Annotated in this window: 15 protein-coding genes; 6 read left to right on the top strand and 9 right to left on the bottom strand. The window is 68.1% G+C overall.

What is annotated here, in order from left to right; translation table 11 throughout:
* The first annotated feature begins 12 nt into the window (after window positions 1–12).
* The 4 genes from FRZ61_RS01740 to FRZ61_RS01725 all read left to right on the top strand — a co-directional run bounded on the left by FRZ61_RS01740 (window position 13) and on the right by FRZ61_RS01725 (window position 5,820).
* On the top strand, window positions 13–1,356 hold the full coding sequence (locus tag FRZ61_RS01740) for an outer membrane beta-barrel protein (protein WP_151114667.1): 1,344 nt from the start codon (window positions 13–15) through the stop codon (window positions 1,354–1,356).
* Window positions 1,357–1,436: 80 nt separating this feature from the next.
* The gene (locus FRZ61_RS01735) at window positions 1,437–1,982 is read left to right on the top strand and encodes a polysaccharide biosynthesis/export family protein (protein WP_225309058.1); all 546 of its coding nucleotides are present in this window, start codon (window positions 1,437–1,439) and stop codon (window positions 1,980–1,982) included.
* Window positions 1,983–2,052: 70 nt separating this feature from the next.
* Window positions 2,053–4,329: a GumC family protein gene (locus FRZ61_RS01730; protein ID WP_151114665.1), complete on the top strand. Its 2,277-nt coding sequence runs from the start codon at window positions 2,053–2,055 to the stop codon at window positions 4,327–4,329.
* 15 nt (window positions 4,330–4,344) lie between these two features.
* Window positions 4,345–5,820 carry an O-antigen ligase family protein gene (locus tag FRZ61_RS01725; RefSeq protein WP_151114664.1) on the top strand — a complete coding sequence of 492 codons (1,476 nt, stop codon included), beginning with the start codon at window positions 4,345–4,347 and terminating at the stop codon, window positions 5,818–5,820.
* A gap of 12 nt (window positions 5,821–5,832) precedes the next feature.
* Here the strand turns inward: FRZ61_RS01725 and asnB are convergent, their stop codons facing one another.
* Complete coding sequence (asnB, locus tag FRZ61_RS01720) at window positions 5,833–7,725, bottom strand: asparagine synthase (glutamine-hydrolyzing) (RefSeq protein ID WP_151114663.1); 1,893 nt, start codon at window positions 7,723–7,725, stop codon at window positions 5,833–5,835.
* Between the two features lie 50 nt (window positions 7,726–7,775).
* The gene (locus tag FRZ61_RS01715) at window positions 7,776–8,981 is read right to left on the bottom strand and encodes a glycosyltransferase (protein ID WP_191909248.1); all 1,206 of its coding nucleotides are present in this window, start codon (window positions 8,979–8,981) and stop codon (window positions 7,776–7,778) included.
* 233 nt (window positions 8,982–9,214) lie between these two features.
* Between FRZ61_RS01715 and FRZ61_RS01710 the strand changes: the two genes are divergently transcribed.
* Window positions 9,215–10,069, top strand: a complete 855-nt coding sequence (locus FRZ61_RS01710) for a class I SAM-dependent methyltransferase (RefSeq protein ID WP_151114661.1) — start codon at window positions 9,215–9,217, stop codon at window positions 10,067–10,069.
* 15 nt (window positions 10,070–10,084) lie between these two features.
* The gene (locus FRZ61_RS01705) at window positions 10,085–11,014 is read left to right on the top strand and encodes a glycosyltransferase family 2 protein (RefSeq protein WP_151114660.1); all 930 of its coding nucleotides are present in this window, start codon (window positions 10,085–10,087) and stop codon (window positions 11,012–11,014) included.
* Window positions 11,015–11,156: 142 nt separating this feature from the next.
* Here the strand turns inward: FRZ61_RS01705 and FRZ61_RS01700 are convergent, their stop codons facing one another.
* From FRZ61_RS01700 to FRZ61_RS26540, 7 genes are all read right to left on the bottom strand, one after another.
* Complete coding sequence (locus tag FRZ61_RS01700; RefSeq protein WP_151114659.1) at window positions 11,157–12,593, bottom strand: lipopolysaccharide biosynthesis protein; 1,437 nt, start codon at window positions 12,591–12,593, stop codon at window positions 11,157–11,159.
* Window positions 12,562–13,452 carry a sulfotransferase family 2 domain-containing protein gene (locus FRZ61_RS01695; protein WP_151114658.1) on the bottom strand — a complete coding sequence of 297 codons (891 nt, stop codon included), beginning with the start codon at window positions 13,450–13,452 and terminating at the stop codon, window positions 12,562–12,564. Before FRZ61_RS01695 ends, FRZ61_RS01700 begins: the two co-directional genes overlap by 32 nt.
* Before the next feature lie 3 nt (window positions 13,453–13,455).
* The gene (locus FRZ61_RS01690; RefSeq protein WP_151114657.1) at window positions 13,456–14,637 is read right to left on the bottom strand and encodes an endo-1,4-beta-xylanase; all 1,182 of its coding nucleotides are present in this window, start codon (window positions 14,635–14,637) and stop codon (window positions 13,456–13,458) included.
* Complete coding sequence (locus FRZ61_RS01685; protein ID WP_225309057.1) at window positions 14,637–15,881, bottom strand: glycosyltransferase family 4 protein; 1,245 nt, start codon at window positions 15,879–15,881, stop codon at window positions 14,637–14,639. The genes FRZ61_RS01690 and FRZ61_RS01685 overlap by 1 nt, the downstream gene beginning before the upstream one ends.
* Window positions 15,882–15,900: 19 nt before the next feature.
* A complete protein-coding gene (locus FRZ61_RS01680; protein ID WP_151114655.1) occupies window positions 15,901–17,214 on the bottom strand; it encodes a nucleotide sugar dehydrogenase in 1,314 nt (437 codons plus the stop codon).
* Window positions 17,215–17,219: 5 nt separating this feature from the next.
* A complete protein-coding gene (locus FRZ61_RS01675; RefSeq protein WP_151114654.1) occupies window positions 17,220–19,286 on the bottom strand; it encodes a heparinase II/III family protein in 2,067 nt (688 codons plus the stop codon).
* Between the two features lie 88 nt (window positions 19,287–19,374).
* Complete coding sequence (locus FRZ61_RS26540) at window positions 19,375–20,796, bottom strand: undecaprenyl-phosphate glucose phosphotransferase (RefSeq protein ID WP_225309297.1); 1,422 nt, start codon at window positions 20,794–20,796, stop codon at window positions 19,375–19,377.
* Window positions 20,797–20,878: the final 82 nt, after the last annotated feature.

Below are 20,878 nucleotides of genomic sequence, written 5' to 3'. Positions count from 1 at the left end.
CCGCAGAAGCGCATGCTGACGACCAGTGCCAACGGCCCCGCTTCCCCGAACGCGCCCCTCATTCTCAGCGCGAACGGCGTGCTGCTGGCGGATGCCGCGACATCCCCGTCGAGCTCGTCCTCGACGCCCTCCGGCTCTTCGACGACGACATCGGGCTCGAACGCCTCGAGCGAGGGGTACGAAGAAGTGCCGCGCGACGTGACGGTGCGCGAGCGCCAGCGGCCAGAGGTCGATGCGCTGGGCGTGCATCTGGGCGGCTTCTATGCCTACCCCTCGGTGCGCACCTCCGAGATCTACAACGACAATATCTTCGCGCGGCCCGACCATACCGACGGCGACTTCATCACCGAGGTGGCGCCGGAGCTGAGCCTCCAGTCGAACTGGAACAATCACGAGCTCAATTTCGACGCGGGCGCCGCGGCCGGCTATTACGCGGATCATACCGGCGAGGACTATGTCGATTATCACTTCGGCACCGACGGCCGCCTCGACGTGACGCGCGACGATCAGCTCACCGGCGCCTTCATGTATCGCCGCGAGCACGAGGACCGGTCCTCGCCCGACGACCGCCAGGGCAAGTTCCCGACGGAATACGACCTCTTCCGGACCGAGATCGGCGACCAGAACCGTTTCGGCCGCTTCACCGTCAAGATCGACGGACGCCTCGATCGTTACAACTACTTCGATGTCGAGGCGGAGAACGGCGCCACCATCAACAATGACGATCGCGATCGCCTGTCGAGCCTGGGCAGCGTCACCGTCAGCTACGAGATCGTGCCGGATTACGAGGCCTATGTCCGCGCCTCCTACAACCGCCAGGACTACGATACTGACCGGGACAACGAAGGCTTCAACCGCAACTCGCAGGGCTTCGAGACGGTGGCGGGCCTGGCGATCGACCTGGGCGGCGTGACCCGCGCCGACATCTTCGCCGGCTACCAGTCGCAGTTCTACGAGGACTCCGCCTTCGACACCGTCCAGGGTCCCAGCTTCGGCGCGGCGCTGACCTGGAACGTGACCGGCATCACCACCGTTACCGCTACCCTGACCCGGACGCTGCAGGAGACCACGACGCCCGGCGCCGCCGGCTATTTCGCGACCGACGCCATCCTCAACATCGACCACGAGCTGCTACGCAACCTGATCCTCAATGTCTATGGCGGCTACAGCAACCGGGACTATGAGGGCATCAGCCGAAACGACGACCTGTGGCTCGCCGGCGCCGGCGCCGAATATCTGATGAACCGCTACATGTCGCTCGAGGCGAAGTACCGGTTCGATACGAGAGACTCGAGCGAAAGCGATGAGGACTACACCCGCAACCTGATCTTGCTCAGCCTCGTTCTCAAGCTCTAACCGGCGCATCGAGGGCGCCTTCGCGAACGCGGGGGGCGGGATGTCGGATGTCCCTCGCCGCCACTGTCGGGAGAAGCCACGTGCTGCGACGTTTCCATATCGGCCTTCAGGGCCTGGTCGTTTTCGGTCTTGTGATGATGTTGTCGGGTCATCTCCAGGCCGCCTCCGAGCAATACAAGCTCGGGCCCGGCGACAAGGTCCGGGTGACGGTGTTCGGCGACGACCAGCTCTCGGGCGAGTTCCAGGTCGACGCCACCGGCGCCATCGCCATGCCGCTGATCGGCGATGTCGACGCCCATGGCCGCACCACGAACGAGCTGGCGGCGGCCATCGCCGAGAAGCTGTCGAAGGATTATCTGAAGAATCCCAAGATCAGCGTCGAGGTGACCGACTACCGGCCCTTCTACATCCTGGGCGAGGTCAAGAACCCCGGCAGCTATCCCTATGTGAACGGCATGCGGGTGATGAACGCGGTGGCGTTGGCGGGCGGCTTCACCTACCGCGCCCGCGAGGGACGCATGAAGATCAACCGCGACGTCGACGGCCAGTTGGAAGAGCTCGAGGCCGACCAGAGCACGGTCGTGCAGCCGGGCGACGTGATCGAGGTTCCGGAGCGCTTCTTCTAGGCGGGACGGACGATCCAACCGCGATCAGGCGGGAAGGGCTGGATCGCCTAGACTTGAAAGGACGCGAACGATGGCGGATCCACGGCTTCCCATGCTGCAGTCGGTCTCCGAACCCCTGGTGCCGATGCAGCCGCCGCCCCCTGTCCAGGTCTGGGCCGCGCCCAGCGGCCCGGATCTGCCCGAGCTTTTCCGCCGCATCTGGCGGCGCAAGGGCATGATCGCGGCGATCGCCGGCGTCGGCACGGTTCTGGCGGTCGGCGTCCTGTTCCTGATCCCGCCGCGCTATACTGCCTCGGCCCAGATCATGCTGGTGCCCGCCCAGACCAAGATCCTGGACAGCGACCAGCTTCTCGCCGGCATCACGCCGGACACCGAGGCCATCAACAGCGCCACGGCCGTGGTGGAATCGCGCGACATGGCGGAGCGGGTCATCGACAAGCTCGGCCTGGCGAACGATCCCGAGTTCAATCCCGAGCTGGATCCGGGCCCGGCCTGGCTTTCGGCGCTGACCGATCCTCGCACCTACCTGCCGGACAGCTGGGCGGATGCGCTGCTCGGGTCCTCGAAGATCGGCCCGGTCGAGGAGCTCCGCCGCAACCACAACCGGATCGTCGAGAAGTTCCTGAAGCGGCTCGATGCGGGAGCCGCCGGCCAGTCGCGCGTGGTGACGATCAGCTTCCAGTCGGAGAGCCCGAACACCGCGGCGCGCGTCGCCAACACGCTGGCGGAGGAATATCTGAACGTCCAGATCGAGCAGAAGTTCGAGGTCAACAAGTCCCTCAACAACTGGCTCGACGGCCAGCTGGCCAAGCTGCGCGAGCAGGTCGCGGCCTCCGACAAGGCGGTCGAGGACTATCGCGCCAGCAACGGCCTGGTCCAGACCAAGGACGATACGCTGCCCTCCCAGCAGGCGGCCGAGCTCAACACCCAGCTGGTGATGGCCCGCACCGACCGGGCCGAAGCCGAGGCCAAGCTGGCCCAGGCGGAGAAGCTCGCCGGCTCGGCCGACGGGATCGATTCCGCCGGCGCCGTGCTGCAATCGCCGCTGATCCAGAGCCTGCGCGCGCAGGAGGCCGAGGTCGAGCGCAACATCGCCGATCTGTCCCAGACCTATGGCGAGCAGCATCCGAAGATGCAGAGCGCCCGGGCCCAGCTCAGGGACCTGGAGAAGAAGATCCGCACCGAGATCGGCCGCATCGCCAAGGACTATCGCAACGAGGTGGCGGTCGCGAGCGCACGCGAGGCCTCGCTGCAGTCGAGCCTCGACACGATCAAGAACCAGGTCGCCGACCTCAACCAGTCGGACATCCATCTGCGCTCGCTGGAGCGCGAGGCCGACGCCAACCGGACGCTGCTGGAGAACTTCCTCGCCCGCTACAAGGAGACCGGCAGCGAGCAGAGCCTGCAGCAGCCCGACGCCAGCATCATCTCGCATGCGAGCGAGCCGGAGAAGCCGTCCTTCCCGAAGAAGCGGATCCTGGCGGTGGTCGCCGCCGCGGCCTTCCTCATGCTCGGCCTCTTCATCGCCCTGCTGCGCGAGGAGTTCGACCGCGGCATCCGCAGCATGGGCCAGGTGGAGCGCGTGATCGGCGCCCGGGCGCTGGGCCTCATCCCGCTGGCCAAGACCTGGCTCGGCCGCTGGCGCACGCCCGAGGACTATGTCGTCGACCGTCCGGCCTCGGCGCTCTCCGAATCGCTGCGCAGCCTGCATACCGGCGTCGCCCTCGCCTCGCGCTCGGGCCCGCCCAAGACCGTCATGTTCGCCTCGTCCCTGCCCAAGGAGGGCAAGACCTCGCTGGCGCTGGCCTATGCGCGGCTGCTGGCGAAGGCCGGCCGCAAGGTCGTGGTGGTCGATTGCGACCTCAGGCGGTCGGATCTCTGCCAGCGGCTGGGGCTGCGGCGCAAGGCCGGCCTGTCGGACTATATCCGGGGGACGGCCGAGCTCGACGACATCCTGCATCCGGACCTGCGCTCCAATGCCGTCATCGTGCCGGCCGGCACCGCCCCCGGAACCAGCGCCACGGACGTGCTGGGCTCGGAGCGCCTGTCGGCCTTCCTCGGTGCGCTGGCCGAGCATTACGACCAGGTGATCATCGACACGCCGCCGGTCATGGCCGTGTCGGACGCGCAGATCCTCTGCCGCCTCGTGGACAAGACGATCTTCGTCGTCCGCTGGGAACGCACCCGCGCCGACACCGCCGTCATGGCCGTGCGCCAGCTCGTCGATGCCGGCGCCGATCTCGCCGGGGTGGCGCTGTCGATGGTCGATATGAAACGCCATGCCCGCTACGGCTATGGCGACGCCAGTTCCTATTACGCCGATCTGCAACGCTACTACGTCGGCTAGAAGCCGCCCCGGCCCATGGCCCCCAACAGCGACGCCGCGACCGGCTGGCGGCCCCCTCTCGCGGGCCCGCTCCGGCTCGGCGCGATCGGGCCGGTGCCGCAGAGCGGGTGGCTGGCCGGGGCGCTCGGCCGCTTCCTGCTGTTCTTCCTCCTGGCCTTCGCCCTCATCGGCACGCGGCCCTTTTCGGGCACCGATGTCGACAGCGCCAGCAGCGCATCGGATGGCAGCCTGAACCAGATCGTCTGGCTCAGCTCGATCCTGCTGGCGGGGCCGCTGCTCCTGGCGCGCGCCCGGATGGCATTCGCGATCGCCCGCAACGCCTGGCCGCTGCTGCTGGTGATGGCCTGGGCGACGGCGACGGCCCTCTGGTCGCCCCTGCCCGACCTGACCGTCCGCCGCGTGGCCGTCCTCTGGCTCATGTATGGCGCGGCGTTGGGCATCGCCGTGGTGGAGATCCCGCTCTGGGAGTTCCACCGCTACGCCATGCTGATCACGGGCATCGTGATGGGTGCCGACGTGCTGGGCGCGCTCGGCATTCCGAGCCACGCGATCAACAACGAGGGCCAGCTGGTGGGCATGCATGGCCACAAGAACACCGCCGGCCAGGTCGCAGTGATGGCGGCGATCTGCTGGTATTTCTTCGCCTTCCGCTATCAATGGACCCTCAACCGGCTCCTTATCCTGGCGGCCTCAGCCTTCTTCTACCTGCTGATCCTGGCGACCGGCTCCAAGACCGGCAGCGCGCTCGCCTTTCTCGTCATGGGTTGGTGCACGCTCTGGGCGGTCACGGTGCGCAAGGGCGCTGCCGTCGGCGCCATCTGCTGGATCGGCTTCGGGCTCGCGGCGGCGGGCGTCACCGGCATCCTCATGGGCTCCGGCGTCACCGCGACCGAGGTCGGCACGGCGCTGTTCGGCGACCTGACCTTCACCGGCCGCCTGCCGCTCTGGGAGGTCATCTGGGACCAGATCCAGCAGCATTACTGGCTGGGCTATGGCTTCGGCGCCTTCTGGGACGTGAACGGTCTCGACAACTCGTTCGGCCTGGCGCGGTCGGTGGGCTGGCTCGGCGTCGTCGGCCAGGCCCATAACGGCTACCTCGATCTTTTCCTGCAGATCGGCCTGGTCGGCCTCGGCCTGGCGCTTTTCTCGCTGCTCTGGTGCATCCGGCTCGGCCACCGGCTGCTGCAGCAGACGCCGCGCCATCCCTTCGACATACCCGCCCGCGCCTTCGGCTACGCGATGATCCTGTCGATCGGGCTCTACAACCTCCTCGAAAGCTCCTACCTCCGCCCGCATCACCTGCAGGCGATCTGGCTGTTCCTGATCCTGCCGATCATGCAGCGCGAGCTGATGGAAGCCCTCGCCCGGGCTCGCCACGAGAAGGCCGTGCGCGAGGCGGCAAACCGCGAGCCCATCCGCCGGGCCCGCCATCAGCCGCCGCCGCGACGCGCCGTTCCCGCGGCGCCCGAGCGCCGCGAGCCGCATCTTTGAGGGCGTGGCGCCTCAGGCCGCCGAAGCCAGGCCCGCCGTGCTCCCTCGCCCCTTCCCGGCCTGGAACCGCTCGAACCAGCTGCCCAGGATGAAGAGCGCATAGATCTGCCGGTCGAGCGGCTGCTCCTGGGCCAGGTGCCGGCGCCAGAGCGTTTCGATCGTCACGCGGTTGAAGAGGCCGGTCCGCGGCAGGGTCTCGAGCAGGATTCCCTCGACCCGGGACCTGAGCGCGTCGCGCGACCAGGCGCCGAAGGGGATCGGGAAGCCCTTCTTCTTGCGGTTGACGATGGCCGGCGACAGGAAGCGGCGCGCCATCATCTTGTGGACGATCTTGCGCCGGCCCGGCGCCAGCCGGAAGGCGCGCGGCAGGGATTCGACGAAGCGCACCACCTCGAGATCGAGGATCGGCACGCGCACCTCGAGCGCATAGGCCATCGAGATCTTGTCGGTATAGAGCAGCCAGTCGTCCGGCAGGCAGGTGCGGGCATCGACGCTCATCATGGTCTCGACCGGCTCGCGTCCCGTGCCCCGGCTCCAGTCGAGCCAGTAGCCGATATCGCCCAGTGCCTGGCCGTCGTCGGCACGGCCGGTGAGCGCCTGGCGTTGGCTGCCGGTGAAGAGCGCGTAGGCCTCGCGGAACCGTTCGGCCGGGCTTTCGATCGGCAGGCTGCGCAGCGCGCGCTGTACCGCTTCGGGCAGCTTGCCGTAGCCCGCCATGGCGCGCCCGACCCAGCCCGCCACCGCGGGCGAAGGCAGCAGGCGGCGCAGCACCTCGTTCTGGTAGCGGGTATAGCCGCCCCAGGGCTCGTCGCTGCCCTGTCCGCTCAAGGCCACGGTCACGTCCTGGCGCATCCGCCCGATCAGATGCCAGATCGCGAGCGCCGAGGTCGAGACGATCGGCTCCTCGAGGCTGTCGATCACCTGGTCGAGCGTCGCCATCAGGTCCTCGGGCGCGACATTGACGGCGACAAAGGGCAGGCCCAGCGCTCCGGCCGTCTCGCGCGCGTCCTCGATCTCGCATTCCTTGTGGCCGGCGCCGAAACCCACCGTGTAGCAGGGCAGCCGGTGCCCCTTCTCCTTCGCCAGCGCCGCGACCAGGGCCGAATCGATCCCGCCCGAGAGCAGGACCCCCACCGGCACGTCCGACAGGAGCTGGCGCTCGACCGCCTCGCCCAGGATGTCGTGATAGCGCTCGATCGCGTCCTCGCGGCTGCCAGCGTAGCGCTCCGCCACCGGCTCGACATAGCGCGCGAGCGCGAGCTCGCCGCTGACAAGGTCGTACTCGAGGCGATGGCCGGCGGGAAGGCGATGAATGCCCTGCCAGAGCGTGCGCGGCGAGGGCACGAACCGCAGGGTGAGAAAGCATTGCAGCGCGTCCTCGTCGACCGGCGGCGAGATGCCGGTCAGCGCGAGCAGCGCCCGCACCTCCGAAGCGAAGGCGATCCCCTGGGGCAGCCGCATGTAATAGACCGGCTTGATGCCGAAGGCGTCGCGGACGAGATGGAGCTTGCCCTCCTTCCGGTCGAGCGCGGCGAAGGCGAACATGCCGTCGAGCCGGCTCAGACTCGCCTCGAGCCCCCGCGCCGCCAGGGATTCGGCCAGGGTCTCGGTGTCCGAATGGCCGCGGAAGCCGCCGGCCAGATCCTGGCGCAGTGCCAGATGATTGTAGGCCTCGCCGTTATAGGAGAGCAGCCAGTGCCCGTCGCGGCTCGCCATCGGCTGATGGCCGGCCGGGCTCAGATCGAGGATCGCGAGGCGGGTATGCCCCAGCAGCACCTGCCGGCCGCGCAGCTCCTCGGTGGCGACGCCCTCGCTGTCGGGGCCGCGATGACGCAAGGCCGCGAGCCCCGCCTGCGGGTCCAGGGGAACGGCGGGATTGGTGACAGCGCCGAAGATTCCACACATCGTGCCATGTCTCCGAAACAAAGAGTGGGCTCGGTTCCCCGAAACGATTCTCAGGCCGCGCGGCGAAGCCCCGCTTGCTGCGCGCGCCGCACCGTCGCCGTCACGGCCTGGTCGAAGCGCTCGACCATGTGATCGAGATGAAGCTCCTCGCGCGATCTGAGCGCGCCGGCCGCAAGCTGCTGCTGGATCTCCGGCGTGTCGGCGAAGCGAGCCAGCACATGGGCGAAATCCTCCATGTCGCCGGGCACGATCAGGCCGTTCTCGCCGTTGCGCAGATACTCGATCTCGGGGCTGTGCAGCGCATGGTCGCGGGTGATGACCGGCAGCCCTTGCGCGAAGGCGTGATTGACCGCGAGCCCGACGAAGCCGGGGATCACCATCGCCGCCGCGACGCGCATATAGCGCGCCACCTGGTCCTGATCGTAGAGCGCGCCCAGGAAGCGGACCGACGGCAGGTTGAGCGCGCGCGCCTGCAGGCTTTCCGCCGCGGGCCCGTCGCCGATGATCAGCACCTCGATCGGCTGGCGGCTGAGCTGCATCGAGTTGATGCGGCGCACGGCCTGGATCAGGAGATCGACCTGCTTGGCCGGCAGCAGGCGGCCGACATAGAGCAGGACGACCGAATCGGGCTTGAGCCCCAGCTCCCGGCGCAAGGCAACGGGATCGGCCTGCTTGTATTTCTCATGAAGCCGGATCTGGGCCTCGACATCGATGGTGTTGCGCACCACCCAGACCTTCTCGTCGGGCATGCCGATGCGGCGGAGATTCTCGGCCCCGCCCTCGGTATAGGCGAGATAGCCGTCGGCCTGACGTGCCAGCAGGTCCTTGACCTGAGAGACCACGCCGAAGGCGAGGCCCGAGGATTTCGCGGTGAAGCCCACGCCGACCTTGGCGTGATAGCCGAAGCCCCAGAAGATCACGGGCAGGCGCCGCTGGCGCGCGCGCAAGGCCAGCAGCAGATTGGACAGGAACTTGATCTCATGGCCCATCACCACGGCATCGAACCGGTCGGTCAGGATCCGCTGCACCACCGGCTGGTAAATGGCGCGCCAGCGTCCCAGCGGGATTTCACGATTATCCACGCGCACATTGGGAAACCGCAGCGGCTCGGGCGCCGCCTGCCAGCCGCTGCCGGTCGGCGGATCGCCATGGAAGATGACATACTCCGCGCTTCCGCGCGCGTTGAGCTGCTCGAAGAATTTGGCGCGGTAGGTGGGTACAAAACCCTGGTGCAGCACCGCGATGCGAGGGGTCATGGCGATGGGGGCCTCCACATGATTTTCGCTTCCGGGCGGGACACGATGTTGCCACTTGCTTGACCCCGCGCCGGACCGCCACGATTGAGCCGCATACTGCATGACAGGAGGTCGGCAGCGTGTGATCTCCTCATGGCATTCGGGAACGGCGTTGCTTGCAATCCGACGCGCAGACAGCGGAGCCGTTTCTGCCGAAACGAACGGCAGGAAACACCCATGACGGCAGCCGCATCATGCGCCTGATCAATCCGCCGCATGCCCGCCAGATTCGCGCCCTGCCGCATCTGGCCGAGGGCAGCTACCGCGATCTCGATATCGACGGCACGATCGATTTCATGACGCGCCGCTACGTGGCGCCGATGGCGCAGCGCTACGATCTGAGCGAGGCGGTCCTGGCCGACGGCGCCGCCGGCTACGGCTGGCTTTCGATCGCCTTCCTGCTGCGCGGCGGGCACGAAGCGATCCTGATCGACCCGGACGCCGAGCGCCTGGCCAACGCGCGTGAGATCTGCCGCATCCTCGGCGTCGCCAATCGCTGCCGATTCGTCAACCGCACCCTGCAGAACACCGGGCTCGCCAATGACAGCGTCGACATCTTCGCCTCGATCGAGACGCTGGAGCATGTCGGCCGGCCGAACGTGCGGGACTGCCTGCAGGAGATCGCCCGCATCACCCGCGACCTCGTCATCCTGACGACGCCCAACCGGATCTTTCCGGTCGTGGCGCACGACACCATGCTGCCCTTCGCCCACTGGCTGCCGCGGCCCCTGCGCCGCTGCTACGCCTGGTCCTTCGGCCGCCTGCCGCTCGAGCGGGGCAACAGCTTCCTCGCCCCCTGGGACCTGAAGCCTCTGTCCTGGAAGTTCGAGCCCGACAGCCGGATCTCGACCTTCCGCAGCCTCGACGAGCTGAAGCGTTTCTACCCGCACTACCTGCCCTATGGCAGCAACCCCGCCCAGCGCCTGCGGCAGCGGCCCAATCCCCTGCTCTTCCGCTACCAGTCGCTCATCGCGACGCTGCTCAAGACGCGATCCTATTGGCTCGCACCCAACCTCGCCTCGGTCTGGGTGCGGCGCGAGCCCAGCTGAGAGCCGAACGCGGTCATGACCCAGGTCAGCATCGTCATCTGCACCTTCAACCGGCCGCTCCTGCTCGCCCAGGCGGTCCGTTCCTGCGCGGTGCAGGAGGGATTGCCCCACGGCGCGATCGGCATCTTCGTGGTCGACAACAGCCCCGACGGCAACGCGGCCGCCCAGGTCCGCGAGCTGGCCGCGAACAGCCCGGTGCCGATCACCTATGTCGGCGAGCGCCGCTCCAACATCGCGCGGGCGCGCAATGCCGGCATCGCCGCCAGCGACGCCCCCTTCATCGCCTTCCTCGACGATGACGAGGAGGCGAGCCCCCGCTGGATCGCGGGCCTGCTGGCCACGATGGAGCGCACCGACGCCGACGTCGTCTTCGCCCCCGTGCGGCCCCGCTTCGAGACCGGACGGGCGCCGGCCTGGGATCCGGACGCGCGGCTCTTCACCCGCGATATGGGCCTGCCCGACGGCACGCCGGCGCCGCTGCTCGCCACCGGTGCTTCGCGCGGCGGCGGCACCGGCAACTGCATGCTGCGCCGGGCGACCTGCATCGGATCGGCCGAGCCTTTCGATCCCGATTTCGGCGTGACGGGGGGCGAGGATACCGATTTCTTCATGGGCCTCTCGCGGGCCGGCCGGCGCTTCGTCTGGTGCGCCAGCGCGCCCGTCAGCGAATACGTGCCGGCCGAGCGGTCGCGGCTCGACTACATGGCGCGCCGCACCTTCCGCCAGAACCAGAGCTATGTGCGGCTGCGCATGAAGAACAGCGAGCGGCCCGCGCTGATGACCGCCAATCTGATGGCCCGCGGTGCTGTGCAGCTCGGGCTCTGGAGCCTCCTGGCCCTGGTCGACCGGGTCGCGCGCCGCAGCGACGGGTCGCGCGCCTGGCTCAAGATGAATGCCGGGGCCGGCAAGCTGCTCTGGGCGCGCTCCGGCGGCAAGCATAGCTGACGCGCAGCGCACCCCCTTCATTGTCATGCCCGGGCTTGACCCGGGCACCCAGGGCAGCAAGAGCGAGCTGTCGCCCTGGATCGCCGGGTCAAGCCCGGCGACGACAGGAAAAGGCGAGGGCCGGTTCACAACGGCGCGCTCCTCAGGAGGCCGAGCCCGGCATGGCGGACTTCCGGGCAGGGAAGCAGTGGCGCAGGCTCAAGACCGACGGCGTGATCCCCACATGGCGCACCACGATCCGGTGCAGCCAGAGATTCCAGATCAGGGTGACCAGGAGCGAGGCCACGGCACCGCCCAGCATGCCGAAGAGCGGCAGCAGCGCGGCGTTCAGCGCCAGGGTCGCGACCAGCGCGATGGCGAAAGCCAGCAGGCTTTGGGTCTGGTGGCCCGAGAGCGTCAGGATCTGCGTCACCGGCCCCGCCGCCGCGATCACGAGCTGGCTCATTCCCAGGATGATCAGGGTCAGGTGGCCGCGGGCGAAATCCGGCCCGAAGATATGGAGGATATGCGAACCGCCCGCGACCAGCACCGCGACCGCGATCAACGACGGCCAGAAGCGGAGCTGCGTGGCGCGCGCGATCAAAGACTGGAGTCCCGCGGAATTGCCGGTCGCGATCAGCTGCGAGGCCTGCGGCGACAGGATCGCGTTGATGGCGTAGAGGCCGAAGCTGATGAGGTTGGCGGTGCGGAAGCAGGCGCTGTAGACCGCCATGTCCTCCGCCGGCAGGAAGAACCCGGCGATGGTGAGGCTCATCTCCTGGAAATAGGTGGTGAACAGCACCAGGAGCTGCAGCTCGAGGCTGGTGCGAGTCCAGAACCAGGTGCGATAGGCGGGCGTGGCCCCCTTGCGCAGCGGCTTGAGGCCGCGATCGATATAGATGTGCTGGCCGACGAGCAGGAAGGGCAGCATGGCGACCGTGAAGAGCATCACCAGGCTCGCCGAAAGCCCGCCCCAGACCAGTTGCCAGACCACCACGATCAGCAGCAGCACGAGCTGGCGCAGGAAGTTCGAGGGCAGGAAGGCCGCGGTGAATTGCGAGATCGACTGGGCGTAGCTGCTGTGAAGCTGCAGGATCGCGAAGAGCGGCACGCCGACGAAGGCCCAGGCCAGGGCGCCATCCATGGCCTGCCATTCCAGGCTCCAGCCCTGGCGCCACCAGAGAAAGAGGAAGCCGCCCAGCATCGCGACGATGCTGGCGAGGAAGGAGAGCTGGTTGCCGCGGCGCAGGAAGCCCGCCACCTCGTTGCGCTGGTCGCGGGCCGCCGCCTGGCGCACGAAGCGGACCGCCGAGGCCGGATAGCCCAGCGTCGTCAGCGAGGACAGGACCATGCAGGCCGAGAAGGCGAAGACATAGTTGCCGAGCTCCGCCGCCCCCATCCAGCGCGCCAGCAGGATATAGGTGACGTAGGTCAGCGCGGTGCCGCCGACCCGCAGGAGGAACACCACCGCCGACCAGCGCACGAAGGACTTGAAGCTCGCCGCCATGCCGTGCCCGGCATCCAGGCTCTTGGCCGGGTCGGCGGCGACGGCCGAGGGGGCTTTAGCGTCAGGGGGCAAAGCGGCGACGGGCATGCTCATAGAACTCCAGATCCCCCGCGCAGAGCTGTTCCATGCGCGCCCGCGCGCCGTCGTCGATCTTCGGCTTCTCGAACCGGCCGGGGCGCATATGGTGCAGATGCAGCTTGGCGCCGAAGACCTTGGCGAAACCCTCGGCGAAAGCCGGCATCCTGTCGGTGAAGCCCACCAGGGCGAACTTCTCGAGATTGGCGCGCGCGGCCGTCATCGCCGCGTCGACACCTGAGCGCGGGATCGCAGCCTGGCCGCTGAAATAGCGCAGCATCACGGTCGCGTGGCGCCAGCCCACCTCGGAGTCGAGATAGTCCCCGAAGGGCATGTCGATATAGTTGCCGAGCCGCGCATCGGCATAGTTCGAGACCAGCCGGTCCAAGGGGTTGCGCAGCACCGAGACGAAACGGTAGCGATGGCCGAAGGCGGTGTAGGCCAGCTCGCTGAAGAGAAAATGGCCGCAGACGAGCGGCGCGTCGTCGGCCATGAAATAGAGCATGAGATGCTCGCGATAGCCGAAGATCACGGCCGATTCCGGACCGTCCTCGTGGATGTTCCATTCGGGCCGGCCCGATTGCAGGGCGGTCGCGCGGCGCGAGGGCCGCGCCAGCACCATGCCGACGCGCTTCTGCAGCGGGCAGAGGCTGCGCATGGCGTCGGTCACCGAGGTGCCGGCGCATTTGGGCACATGCATGTAGCAGCAATTGTAGGCGAGCGGCCGGCTCACCGAGCGCAACGCGCGGGCCAGATAGAGCCGCAGCCGCTCGTAGTTCCGGCGGGCGAAGGGAGGCGCTTCGGGATCGGGATTGAGACCGTGCCGCAGCAGGGGCGGCAAGGCCGGGGGAAGGTCGGGCGATGGCGAAGAAGACATCCGTCACCCGATCGACCCCGGCTTGAAGGATTCCGCCAGCGCCGCCCAGCAGGGCTTTCGCTTGAGCTGGTCGTCGAGCGGCAGGGGGCGGTTGGATTGGCCGTCGCTGCGCCGGAAGCTGGCGCTCGCATTGGGCGCGTTGTACCAGCTCTGCTTGTCGACCAGGCCCCAGGTGAAGACCGAATCGACGGCCTTCTCGGTCAAAGCCAGCCCCACGGTGTTGTAGTAGTACTGCGCCACCGTCTCGTCGCGGCTCGGGATGTCGTAGGGCAGCACGTTGTCCAGCACATCGAGCTCGGTGAAGAAGACCTTCAGGCCCAGATCGCCGACCGCCCGGACGAAGGCGCGGATCTTCTCCGCATTGAGCCCCTCGGTCGTCTTGATATGCGCCTGGATGCCCAGCGCGTGGATCGGGGTTCCGGCCGCCAGGTAGGCCCGCAGGCTGTCGAGCACCTTCTTGCGCTGCGCGTCGTTGAAGGAGCTGTCGGCCGTGAGATGGGTGTCGTTCAGGATCAGGATCGCGTTGGGATCGGCCGCGGCCGCCGTGCGGAACGCGAGGTCGATATAGCTGGGCCCCAGCATGTCGAGCCAGTAGGAGGAGCGATAGATCGCGTTCGGCACCGGCGCGAAGATCTCGTTGACCACCACCCAGTGATAGATCTTGCCGCGGTAACGGCCGACCACGGCGTTGATATGGTCCACCATCGCGCGCCTGGCGGCATCGGGGGTGGTGAGATTCTTCAGCCAGTCGGGGATGTCCTGGTACCAGACCAGGCAATGGCCCCCGGCCTTCATGCCGTTCTTGGCCGCATAGTCCATCATCCAGTCGGCATCGGCGAAGTTGTAGCTGTCGGGCTGCTTGTGGACAACGCGCCACATGAAGTCCCAGCCGTTATGCAGCACGCCGCATTCGCGCGCGTAGACGGCGGCGAAATCCGGGTCCTTGTTGGTGAGGCGGAGCTGGTTATGGGCGCCGAAATTCAGCCCTCGGCTCTGGGCCAGCTCGCGCAAGGGCGGCAGGTTCTCCAGGCCGTGGTTCGAGAAGCTCGCCGGCGCGGCCTCGAGACCGCGCAGCGGCCGCAGCACGCCCAGCGCCGCGGCCGCGGCCCCGGTCGCGATCAGGCGGCGGCGGCCGATCGGGCTGGCCCGTCCACCCAGGACGACGGAGGGTCGGCGGCCGATCATCAGCTCCTCTCGGACGAGCGCGGGCCCAGGCGCGGCGTGCGCGACGTCTCGGCGGCAGGCCCGGCGAAGAGCGCGTCATAGGCTGCGAGCAGGGTCGGCACCGAATGCTCCCAGGCGAGGCTCTCGCGCAGGCGGCGCTGGCCGAACTCGGCCATCAGCTTGCGGCGCGGCGCGTCGTCGAGAAGCTGGGCGATCAGCGCCGCCATGGCGCTCTCGGCGTTGGCGGCGGCGTAGAGCGCCGCCTCCTGCGCCGAGAAGCGCGTCTCGCGCAGGTCGAAGGCCACGATCGGCAGGCCGAAATACATGTACTCCATGATCTTGTTCATGGTGCTCTTGTCCGACCAGTCGTTCTTCGGGTCGGGATCGACGCCGATATCGGCCGAGGAGAGGATGCGACAGAGATCCTCGTCGCTGACCCGGCCGGTGAAGGTCGTCATGTCGTCAAGCCCCAGCATCTGTGCGTAAGCCTTGATCTCCGGCTGATGCGGGCCCCCGCCGACGAACACCGCCTGGATGTCGTCGCGGCCCTGCTCGCGCAATTCCTTGAGCGCGCGCAGCATGTAATCGACGCCGTCCTGCTTGCAGATCTCGCCCAGATAGACCACGAGATGGCGCTTGCCCTGGCGCCAGGCGGGATCGGCCGGATAGCGCTTGAACCGCGCCAGGTCCGGTCCCGAGCGCACGATATGGACCTGGTCGGGCCGCATGCCGCCGCGCTCGACCGCGATGCGCTTGTGGCTCTCGTTGGTGGTGATGACCTGGTCGGCGGTGCGGAAGGTCATGCGCTCGAGGAACAGCAGTCCGCGATACATCGCGCCCTCGCTGCGCTCGAACTTCGCCGCATACATCTCCGGCGACAGGTCGTGATGGTCGAACAGGAACCGCTTGCCGAAGGGCCGCCAGAACCAGGCCAGCGCCCAATAGGTCTCGGGCGGGTTGCAGGCATGGATGGCGTCGAAGCCGCGGCCGCGGATCGCGACCTTCAGGCTCTTCATCCAGGTCCTCAGGAAACACCAGAGGAACTCGGCGATGAAGCCGAGCGCGCCCTTGGCGTCGATCGGCAGGCCGTAGCGATAGATGTCGACGCCCTCGAGCCGCTCGAAGCTCCGGTTGAAGCCCTTGGCCTTGGGGCAGATCACGCTGACCGCGTAGCCGGCGCGGGTCAGGCTGGTGGCCTCGAGCCAGACCCGCCGGTCGAAGGGAACCGGCAGGTTCTGGACGATGATGAGGACGCGACGTGCCATGCCGGAACGGGCCATGATCTCACCAGCAGATGCCGTGATAGCGCTGCCCGTCCGAGCTGCGGTTGCCGATGCGGGCGAAATCGACGATCACCTGGCCGTTCTTCACCTTCTCGAACACCTCGCCATGGACCGGGTCGTTGTTGCCGATGACCAGCGTCTCGGCGTGGTCGACGACCGCGTCGATGCTGTCGACCACGAGGTTGAAGATGTGCGGGATGTGATTGAGCAGGTAGCTCTTGTTCGAGCCCATCAGGCCCGCGAGCTTGACGTTGCGGTCGAAGATGCGCACGTCGTACCCCTTGCCGATCAGTTGCTCGACCACGTCGACCATGGGGCTCTCGCGCAGATCGTCGGTGCCGGCCTTGAAGCTCAAGCCCAGCACGCCGACGCGCCGGTTGCCCTGGTCCGCGATCATCCGGAAGCCGGCGCCGGTATGGCGCTCGTTGCTGGGGAGCACGGCGCTGAGGATCGGCAGGTCGAGATCGAGCCGGCGCGCCCGGTAGTTGAGGGCGCGCAGATCCTTGGGCAGGCAGGAACCACCGAAGGAGAAGCCGGGCTTCAGATATTTGGGCGAGATGTTGAGCTTGGTATCGCGGCAGAAGATGTCCATGACCTTGTGGCCGTCGATGCCGAGCGCCTTGGCGATGGCGCCGATCTCGTTGCCGAACCCCACCTTGAGCGCGTGCCAGGCGTTGTCGGCATATTTCACCATTTCCGCGATCTCGATCTCGGTATGGATCATCGGCGCGTCGATGCCGTCATAGAGGCTTGCCAGGATCTTCCGGCTGCGCTCGTCGGTGGCGCCGATCACGGTCTTGGGCGGACCGAAGAAATCGTCGACCGCCGTGCCTTCGCGCAGGAACTCGGGATTGAAGCAGACGCCGAAATCGACGCCGGCCTTCTTGCCCGAGGCGCGCTCGAGCAGCGGGATCACCAGCTCGCGCGTCGTGCCCGGCAGCACGGTCGAGCGCATCACCACCACGAAGAAGTCCTTGCGCGCCTTGAGCGCCGCGCCGATCTCCTCGCAGACCCCGCGGACATAGCTGAGATCGAGATTGCCGTTCTGCTGACTGGGCGTGCCGACGCAGACGAAGGCGAGATCGGTGACGGCGACCGCGGCCGGCCCGTCCGTGGTGCCGGTGAGCCTTCCTTCGCGCACGCCCTTGGCGATCAGGTCGGCGATCTTGGCTTCGATGACCGGCGATTGCCCCCTGGCGATGAAGGCGGTCTTGGTCGGGTTGACGTCGACCCCGACGATCTGGTGGCCGCGCTCGGCGAGGCAACCCACCGAGACCGCGCCGACATAGCCGAGGCCGAAAATGCTGATCTTCACGCTGTTCACCCGTGGCTGGTGGAAGAGGCCAGGCGACCCGCCGCGGCGCCCGCGGCGATGTCATGCCCGTTCGAAGGACCGCGATCGAAGGCGATCCGGGTCAGGAATTCGCAGCGGCCCTCGACGGCGCCTTCGCCCATGAGCGTCCAGGCCGGCTGACGGCGGCCGAAGCCGGCCGAGTACCAGCCGAGCGGCGGATCGTCCGAGCCGCGCCAGAGCGACCAGGTCAGCTCCGCCGGCAGGGTCATCTGCGCCCATCGGGCGGCGCTGCCGACCGACCAGCCGAGCCAAGCCGTGGATCCCTCGAGCCTCACCTCGACCGCGGGGCCGAAATGGAAGGCGAGGCGGCAACGGCCGAGGCGGGCGAGATCGAGCCGGTCGAGGATGGCGAGCGTGGCGTCGGCGCGATCGAGGCGCACGCTGCGCTCATGCGACGCCTTGATGGGCAGGCGCCGGTAGCCGTCATGGGCGGCCTGCCATTCGGCGACGGGGCCGCCATCGAGGCCCGTCGCCGCGATCAGCCGCGAACGGGCGGGCTTCAGCCAGAGGAACATGCCGCCGGCGACCGATTGCTCCTGGTCGTCCAGCTCGATCGTGTTATGCGCCAGGGTCGAGCGGAAATAGTCGCGCCAGCGCGGTTCGGACTGGTAGCAGCCGGTGCCGGGATCGGCGAGGATCTCGACCCCACCGATCCTGAGCTCGACCGACAGCGCGTCGGCATGGGCATGGGCCGCCAGCGGCAACAGGCCGTGGGGGCCGTGATCGCAGCGGCACCAGATCTCGTCGCCGGCCCGGGTCTCGCCCCTGAGGAACGCCATGCCCGCGTCGGGAAAGAGCGACGGCCGGGCCGCGGGGCGCGGCGACAGCGCCAGCGGTTCCGGCGCCAATGCCGCCCAGAACGCGGCCCGCAAGCCGCCATGCCGGACCGGCGGCCACCAGGGCGCGGCGGTGAAGAGCGAAGCGCCGGTCGCGAGCAGCGAGTCCGGGCGGGGCTGGGCGGGCGCGTCGAGCAGGAGCGCCGTGCAATCGTCGCTGTCGCCCTGGCGCGGCACGTTGCCGTTGGCATCGAGCCAGGCCGCCATGGCGTCGGTCATCGCCTGCGCGGCACGCCAGACATCCCGTCCCAGCGGGAAGCCGGCGGCATAGCCCTCCAGCATCGCGGTCAGGGCGAGCTCGAGAACGAAGAGATGGTAGTCGGTCGCGAGCTCGCGATTGACCCCGTCGGTGAAGGTCTGGCGCGGGATTTCCCGCCGCAGCACGGCCATGGCCTGCGCCCGCCAGCGGTCGGTTTCGGCGAAGCCGCGAAAGGCGCAGGACGCGGCGAAGAGCCCGGCCGCTTCGGCCAGCAGATGGTTGTTGGCCGAGGAGCTATGGCTGCGGAAGCGGGCCAGGTAGAGCTGATGCCCGTAAAGCTGCCGCAGGAAGAGCGGGTTGCGCTCGAACAGCGCCGGCGCGTCGCTCCAGCTCTGCAGCAGGCGCCGGATCCAGACCCAGGCGATCAGCCGCATGCCGACCTCGATGCCCATGGTCCAGTGGATGCCGCTGAGGAACGGGTTGGCCTGCCACCAGGACAGGAGATGCTCGGCGATACGCTCCGCATAGCGGTTCTCGCCGGTGAGGGCATAGGCGGCCGCGAGCAGGGTCAGGTGATGGTGGCGCGACAGCTCCCAGACCCGCTTCACATCGCGGTCCGGCGCGCCCTGCCGCCAGTCGATGTCGAAACTGTAATTCCCCCGGGAGGCGGAGAAATCGGTGCCGCCGTCGCGGAACCAGTCGGGCGACGGCGCCAGGTCGGCGCGCGGACGGCCGAACACCGCCCAATGGCCCGCCATGACCCGATCGGCCGCCGCGACCAGCGCCCGGGTCGCCGGATCGTCCGGCGGAATCGCCGGGAGGCGCGAGAGCGGCGTGGCGAAGATGACGGGACCCAGCCGGGACGGAAGCAGGGAGTGCCTTGCCCCCGGCAGGTGTCGCGACCGCCACGCCGCCTTGCGCGCCGCATCGTTGGCCCGCAGGGCGATCTCGAGCGCCGACATCCGCCGCAGCCGCGCGGCGTACCAGGCAAGCTTCATCGTCGGCACCCGGCTCTGTTTCGGTGCAGCGGCGGTTCCCCGATCGAGGCCGCCTCGACCGAGGCCGCCCCCATCGCGTTGCGGGCGGTCAATAGGCGTTCTCTCGTTTCAGAACGGCCACGACCGTCAGCAGCAGGATCTTGAAGTCGAGCAGGACCGACCAGTTGTCGATGTAGTAGAGGTCATGCTCGACGCGCTTGACCGCCTTCTCGACCGTGTCGATCTCGCCGCGCCAGCCATTGACCTGGGCCCAGCCCGTGATGCCCGGGCGGACCCGGTGCCGGGCCGCATATTCGGCCACGATCTCGTCGTAGTAGCGGTTGTCGATCTTGAGCGCGGCCTGATGCGGCCGCGGGCCCACGATCGACATCTCGCCGCGCAGCACGTTGATGATCTGCGGCAGCTCGTCGAGGCTGGTCTTGCGCAGGAAGCCGCCGAGCCGCGTCACGCGCGAATCGCCGCGCTTCACCACCTTCTCGCCGGCCGCGTCGCATTGATCGTGGTACATCGTCCGGAACTTGAAGACCTCGATCATCTGGTTGTTGTAGCCGTAGCGGCGCTGCCGGAAGAACACGGGGCCGGGACTGTCGATCTTGACCGCGAGCGCCACCGCCCCCAGAAGCGGCGCGATGAGCAGGAGGATGATGGCCGCGAGGAACCGGTCCTCGATCTCCTTGCGCACCCACTTCCAGTCGCTGAGCGGACGATCGAGCAGATTCAGCACCGGCTGGTCGGCCACGCGGCCGAGCGAGCAGTTCTCGAGCGGCAGGCCCTTGATGTCCGGGCAGAGGCTGACCGCCACGGGAAGCTGGCGCAGGCGGCCGAAGATCGCCGCGAGCTGGCTCTCCGCCGCGGCGGGCATGGCGACCACGATCTGATCGACATGGACCTGGCGGCAGAACTCCGTCAGGTCGTCGATGTTGCCGCTGAGCCGACGGCCGGCGACGACGGCGCGGCGATGGTTGAGCCGTTCGTCGAACACGCCGACAATCTCCACCTCCTCGTTGTGGGAGGCTTCGACCATGGCGATGAAGCGGGCGGCTTCGGCGCCGGCGCCGACCACCACCAGGTTGCGGCAGAGCCGGCGGTCCCGGGTCCAAAGGCCGACCAGCGCGCTCAGCGCGATCCGGTTCAGGCCGAGACCGGCGGCACCGATCAGGAACCAGCTGACTACCCAGCCGCGCGAGAAGTTCTCGCCGGTCTTGGTGAAGAACAGGGCGGCTGCGAACAGCAGCAGCACGACCGACCAGGCGAGCAGCGCCCGGCCGAACCGGCGCAGCGGCGAACGCAGCGTCGGGTGGGTATAGAGATGGGCGAGCTGGAAGCCGTTGGCGCAGAGCAGGCCGATGATGACCACGAACACCAGGCTGAGATCGGCGGCGAGCGCCTGCTGCGCCGGCGGGTAGGCCCGATAGGCGATCAGGCCGGCACCAAGAACCGCAACCAGGTCGGCGAGCCGCAGACACCCGGAGACGATAGGCAGCGAAACAGTCCGTCTCTCCGATATCATCGAAGCCACCTGTCGATTTCTTTTTTGCAGATCATCGGCACGGTTGCCGCGGTTACGCCTATCGAAGGGGGCCGGCGTTCGG

It is taken from the genome of Hypericibacter adhaerens (genome assembly GCF_008728835.1).
Taxonomy (GTDB): Bacteria; Pseudomonadota; Alphaproteobacteria; order Dongiales; family Dongiaceae; genus Hypericibacter; species Hypericibacter adhaerens.
This window is presented reverse-complemented; position numbering and strand designations above follow the sequence as displayed.

Excerpts from the sequence above, each read along its gene's own strand:
- FRZ61_RS01740 (WP_151114667.1), top strand. The coding sequence starts at position 13 with ATGCTGACGACCAGTGCCAACGGCCCCGCTTCCCCGAACGCGCCCCTC.
- FRZ61_RS01730 (WP_151114665.1), top strand. The coding sequence starts at position 2,053 with ATGGCGGATCCACGGCTTCCCATGCTGCAGTCGGTCTCCGAACCCCTG.
- FRZ61_RS01725 (WP_151114664.1), top strand. The coding sequence starts at position 4,345 with ATGGCCCCCAACAGCGACGCCGCGACCGGCTGGCGGCCCCCTCTCGCG.
- asnB (WP_151114663.1), bottom strand. The coding sequence starts at position 7,725 with ATGTGTGGAATCTTCGGCGCTGTCACCAATCCCGCCGTTCCCCTGGAC.
- FRZ61_RS01715 (WP_191909248.1), bottom strand. The coding sequence starts at position 8,981 with ATGACCCCTCGCATCGCGGTGCTGCACCAGGGTTTTGTACCCACCTAC.
- FRZ61_RS01710 (WP_151114661.1), top strand. The coding sequence starts at position 9,215 with ATGCGCCTGATCAATCCGCCGCATGCCCGCCAGATTCGCGCCCTGCCG.
- FRZ61_RS01705 (WP_151114660.1), top strand. The coding sequence starts at position 10,085 with ATGACCCAGGTCAGCATCGTCATCTGCACCTTCAACCGGCCGCTCCTG.
- FRZ61_RS01700 (WP_151114659.1), bottom strand. The coding sequence starts at position 12,593 with ATGAGCATGCCCGTCGCCGCTTTGCCCCCTGACGCTAAAGCCCCCTCG.
- FRZ61_RS01695 (WP_151114658.1), bottom strand. The coding sequence starts at position 13,452 with ATGTCTTCTTCGCCATCGCCCGACCTTCCCCCGGCCTTGCCGCCCCTG.
- FRZ61_RS01690 (WP_151114657.1), bottom strand. The coding sequence starts at position 14,637 with ATGATCGGCCGCCGACCCTCCGTCGTCCTGGGTGGACGGGCCAGCCCG.
- FRZ61_RS01685 (WP_225309057.1), bottom strand. The coding sequence starts at position 15,881 with ATGGCACGTCGCGTCCTCATCATCGTCCAGAACCTGCCGGTTCCCTTC.
- FRZ61_RS01675 (WP_151114654.1), bottom strand. The coding sequence starts at position 19,286 with ATGAAGCTTGCCTGGTACGCCGCGCGGCTGCGGCGGATGTCGGCGCTC.
- FRZ61_RS26540 (WP_225309297.1), bottom strand. The coding sequence starts at position 20,796 with ATGATATCGGAGAGACGGACTGTTTCGCTGCCTATCGTCTCCGGGTGT.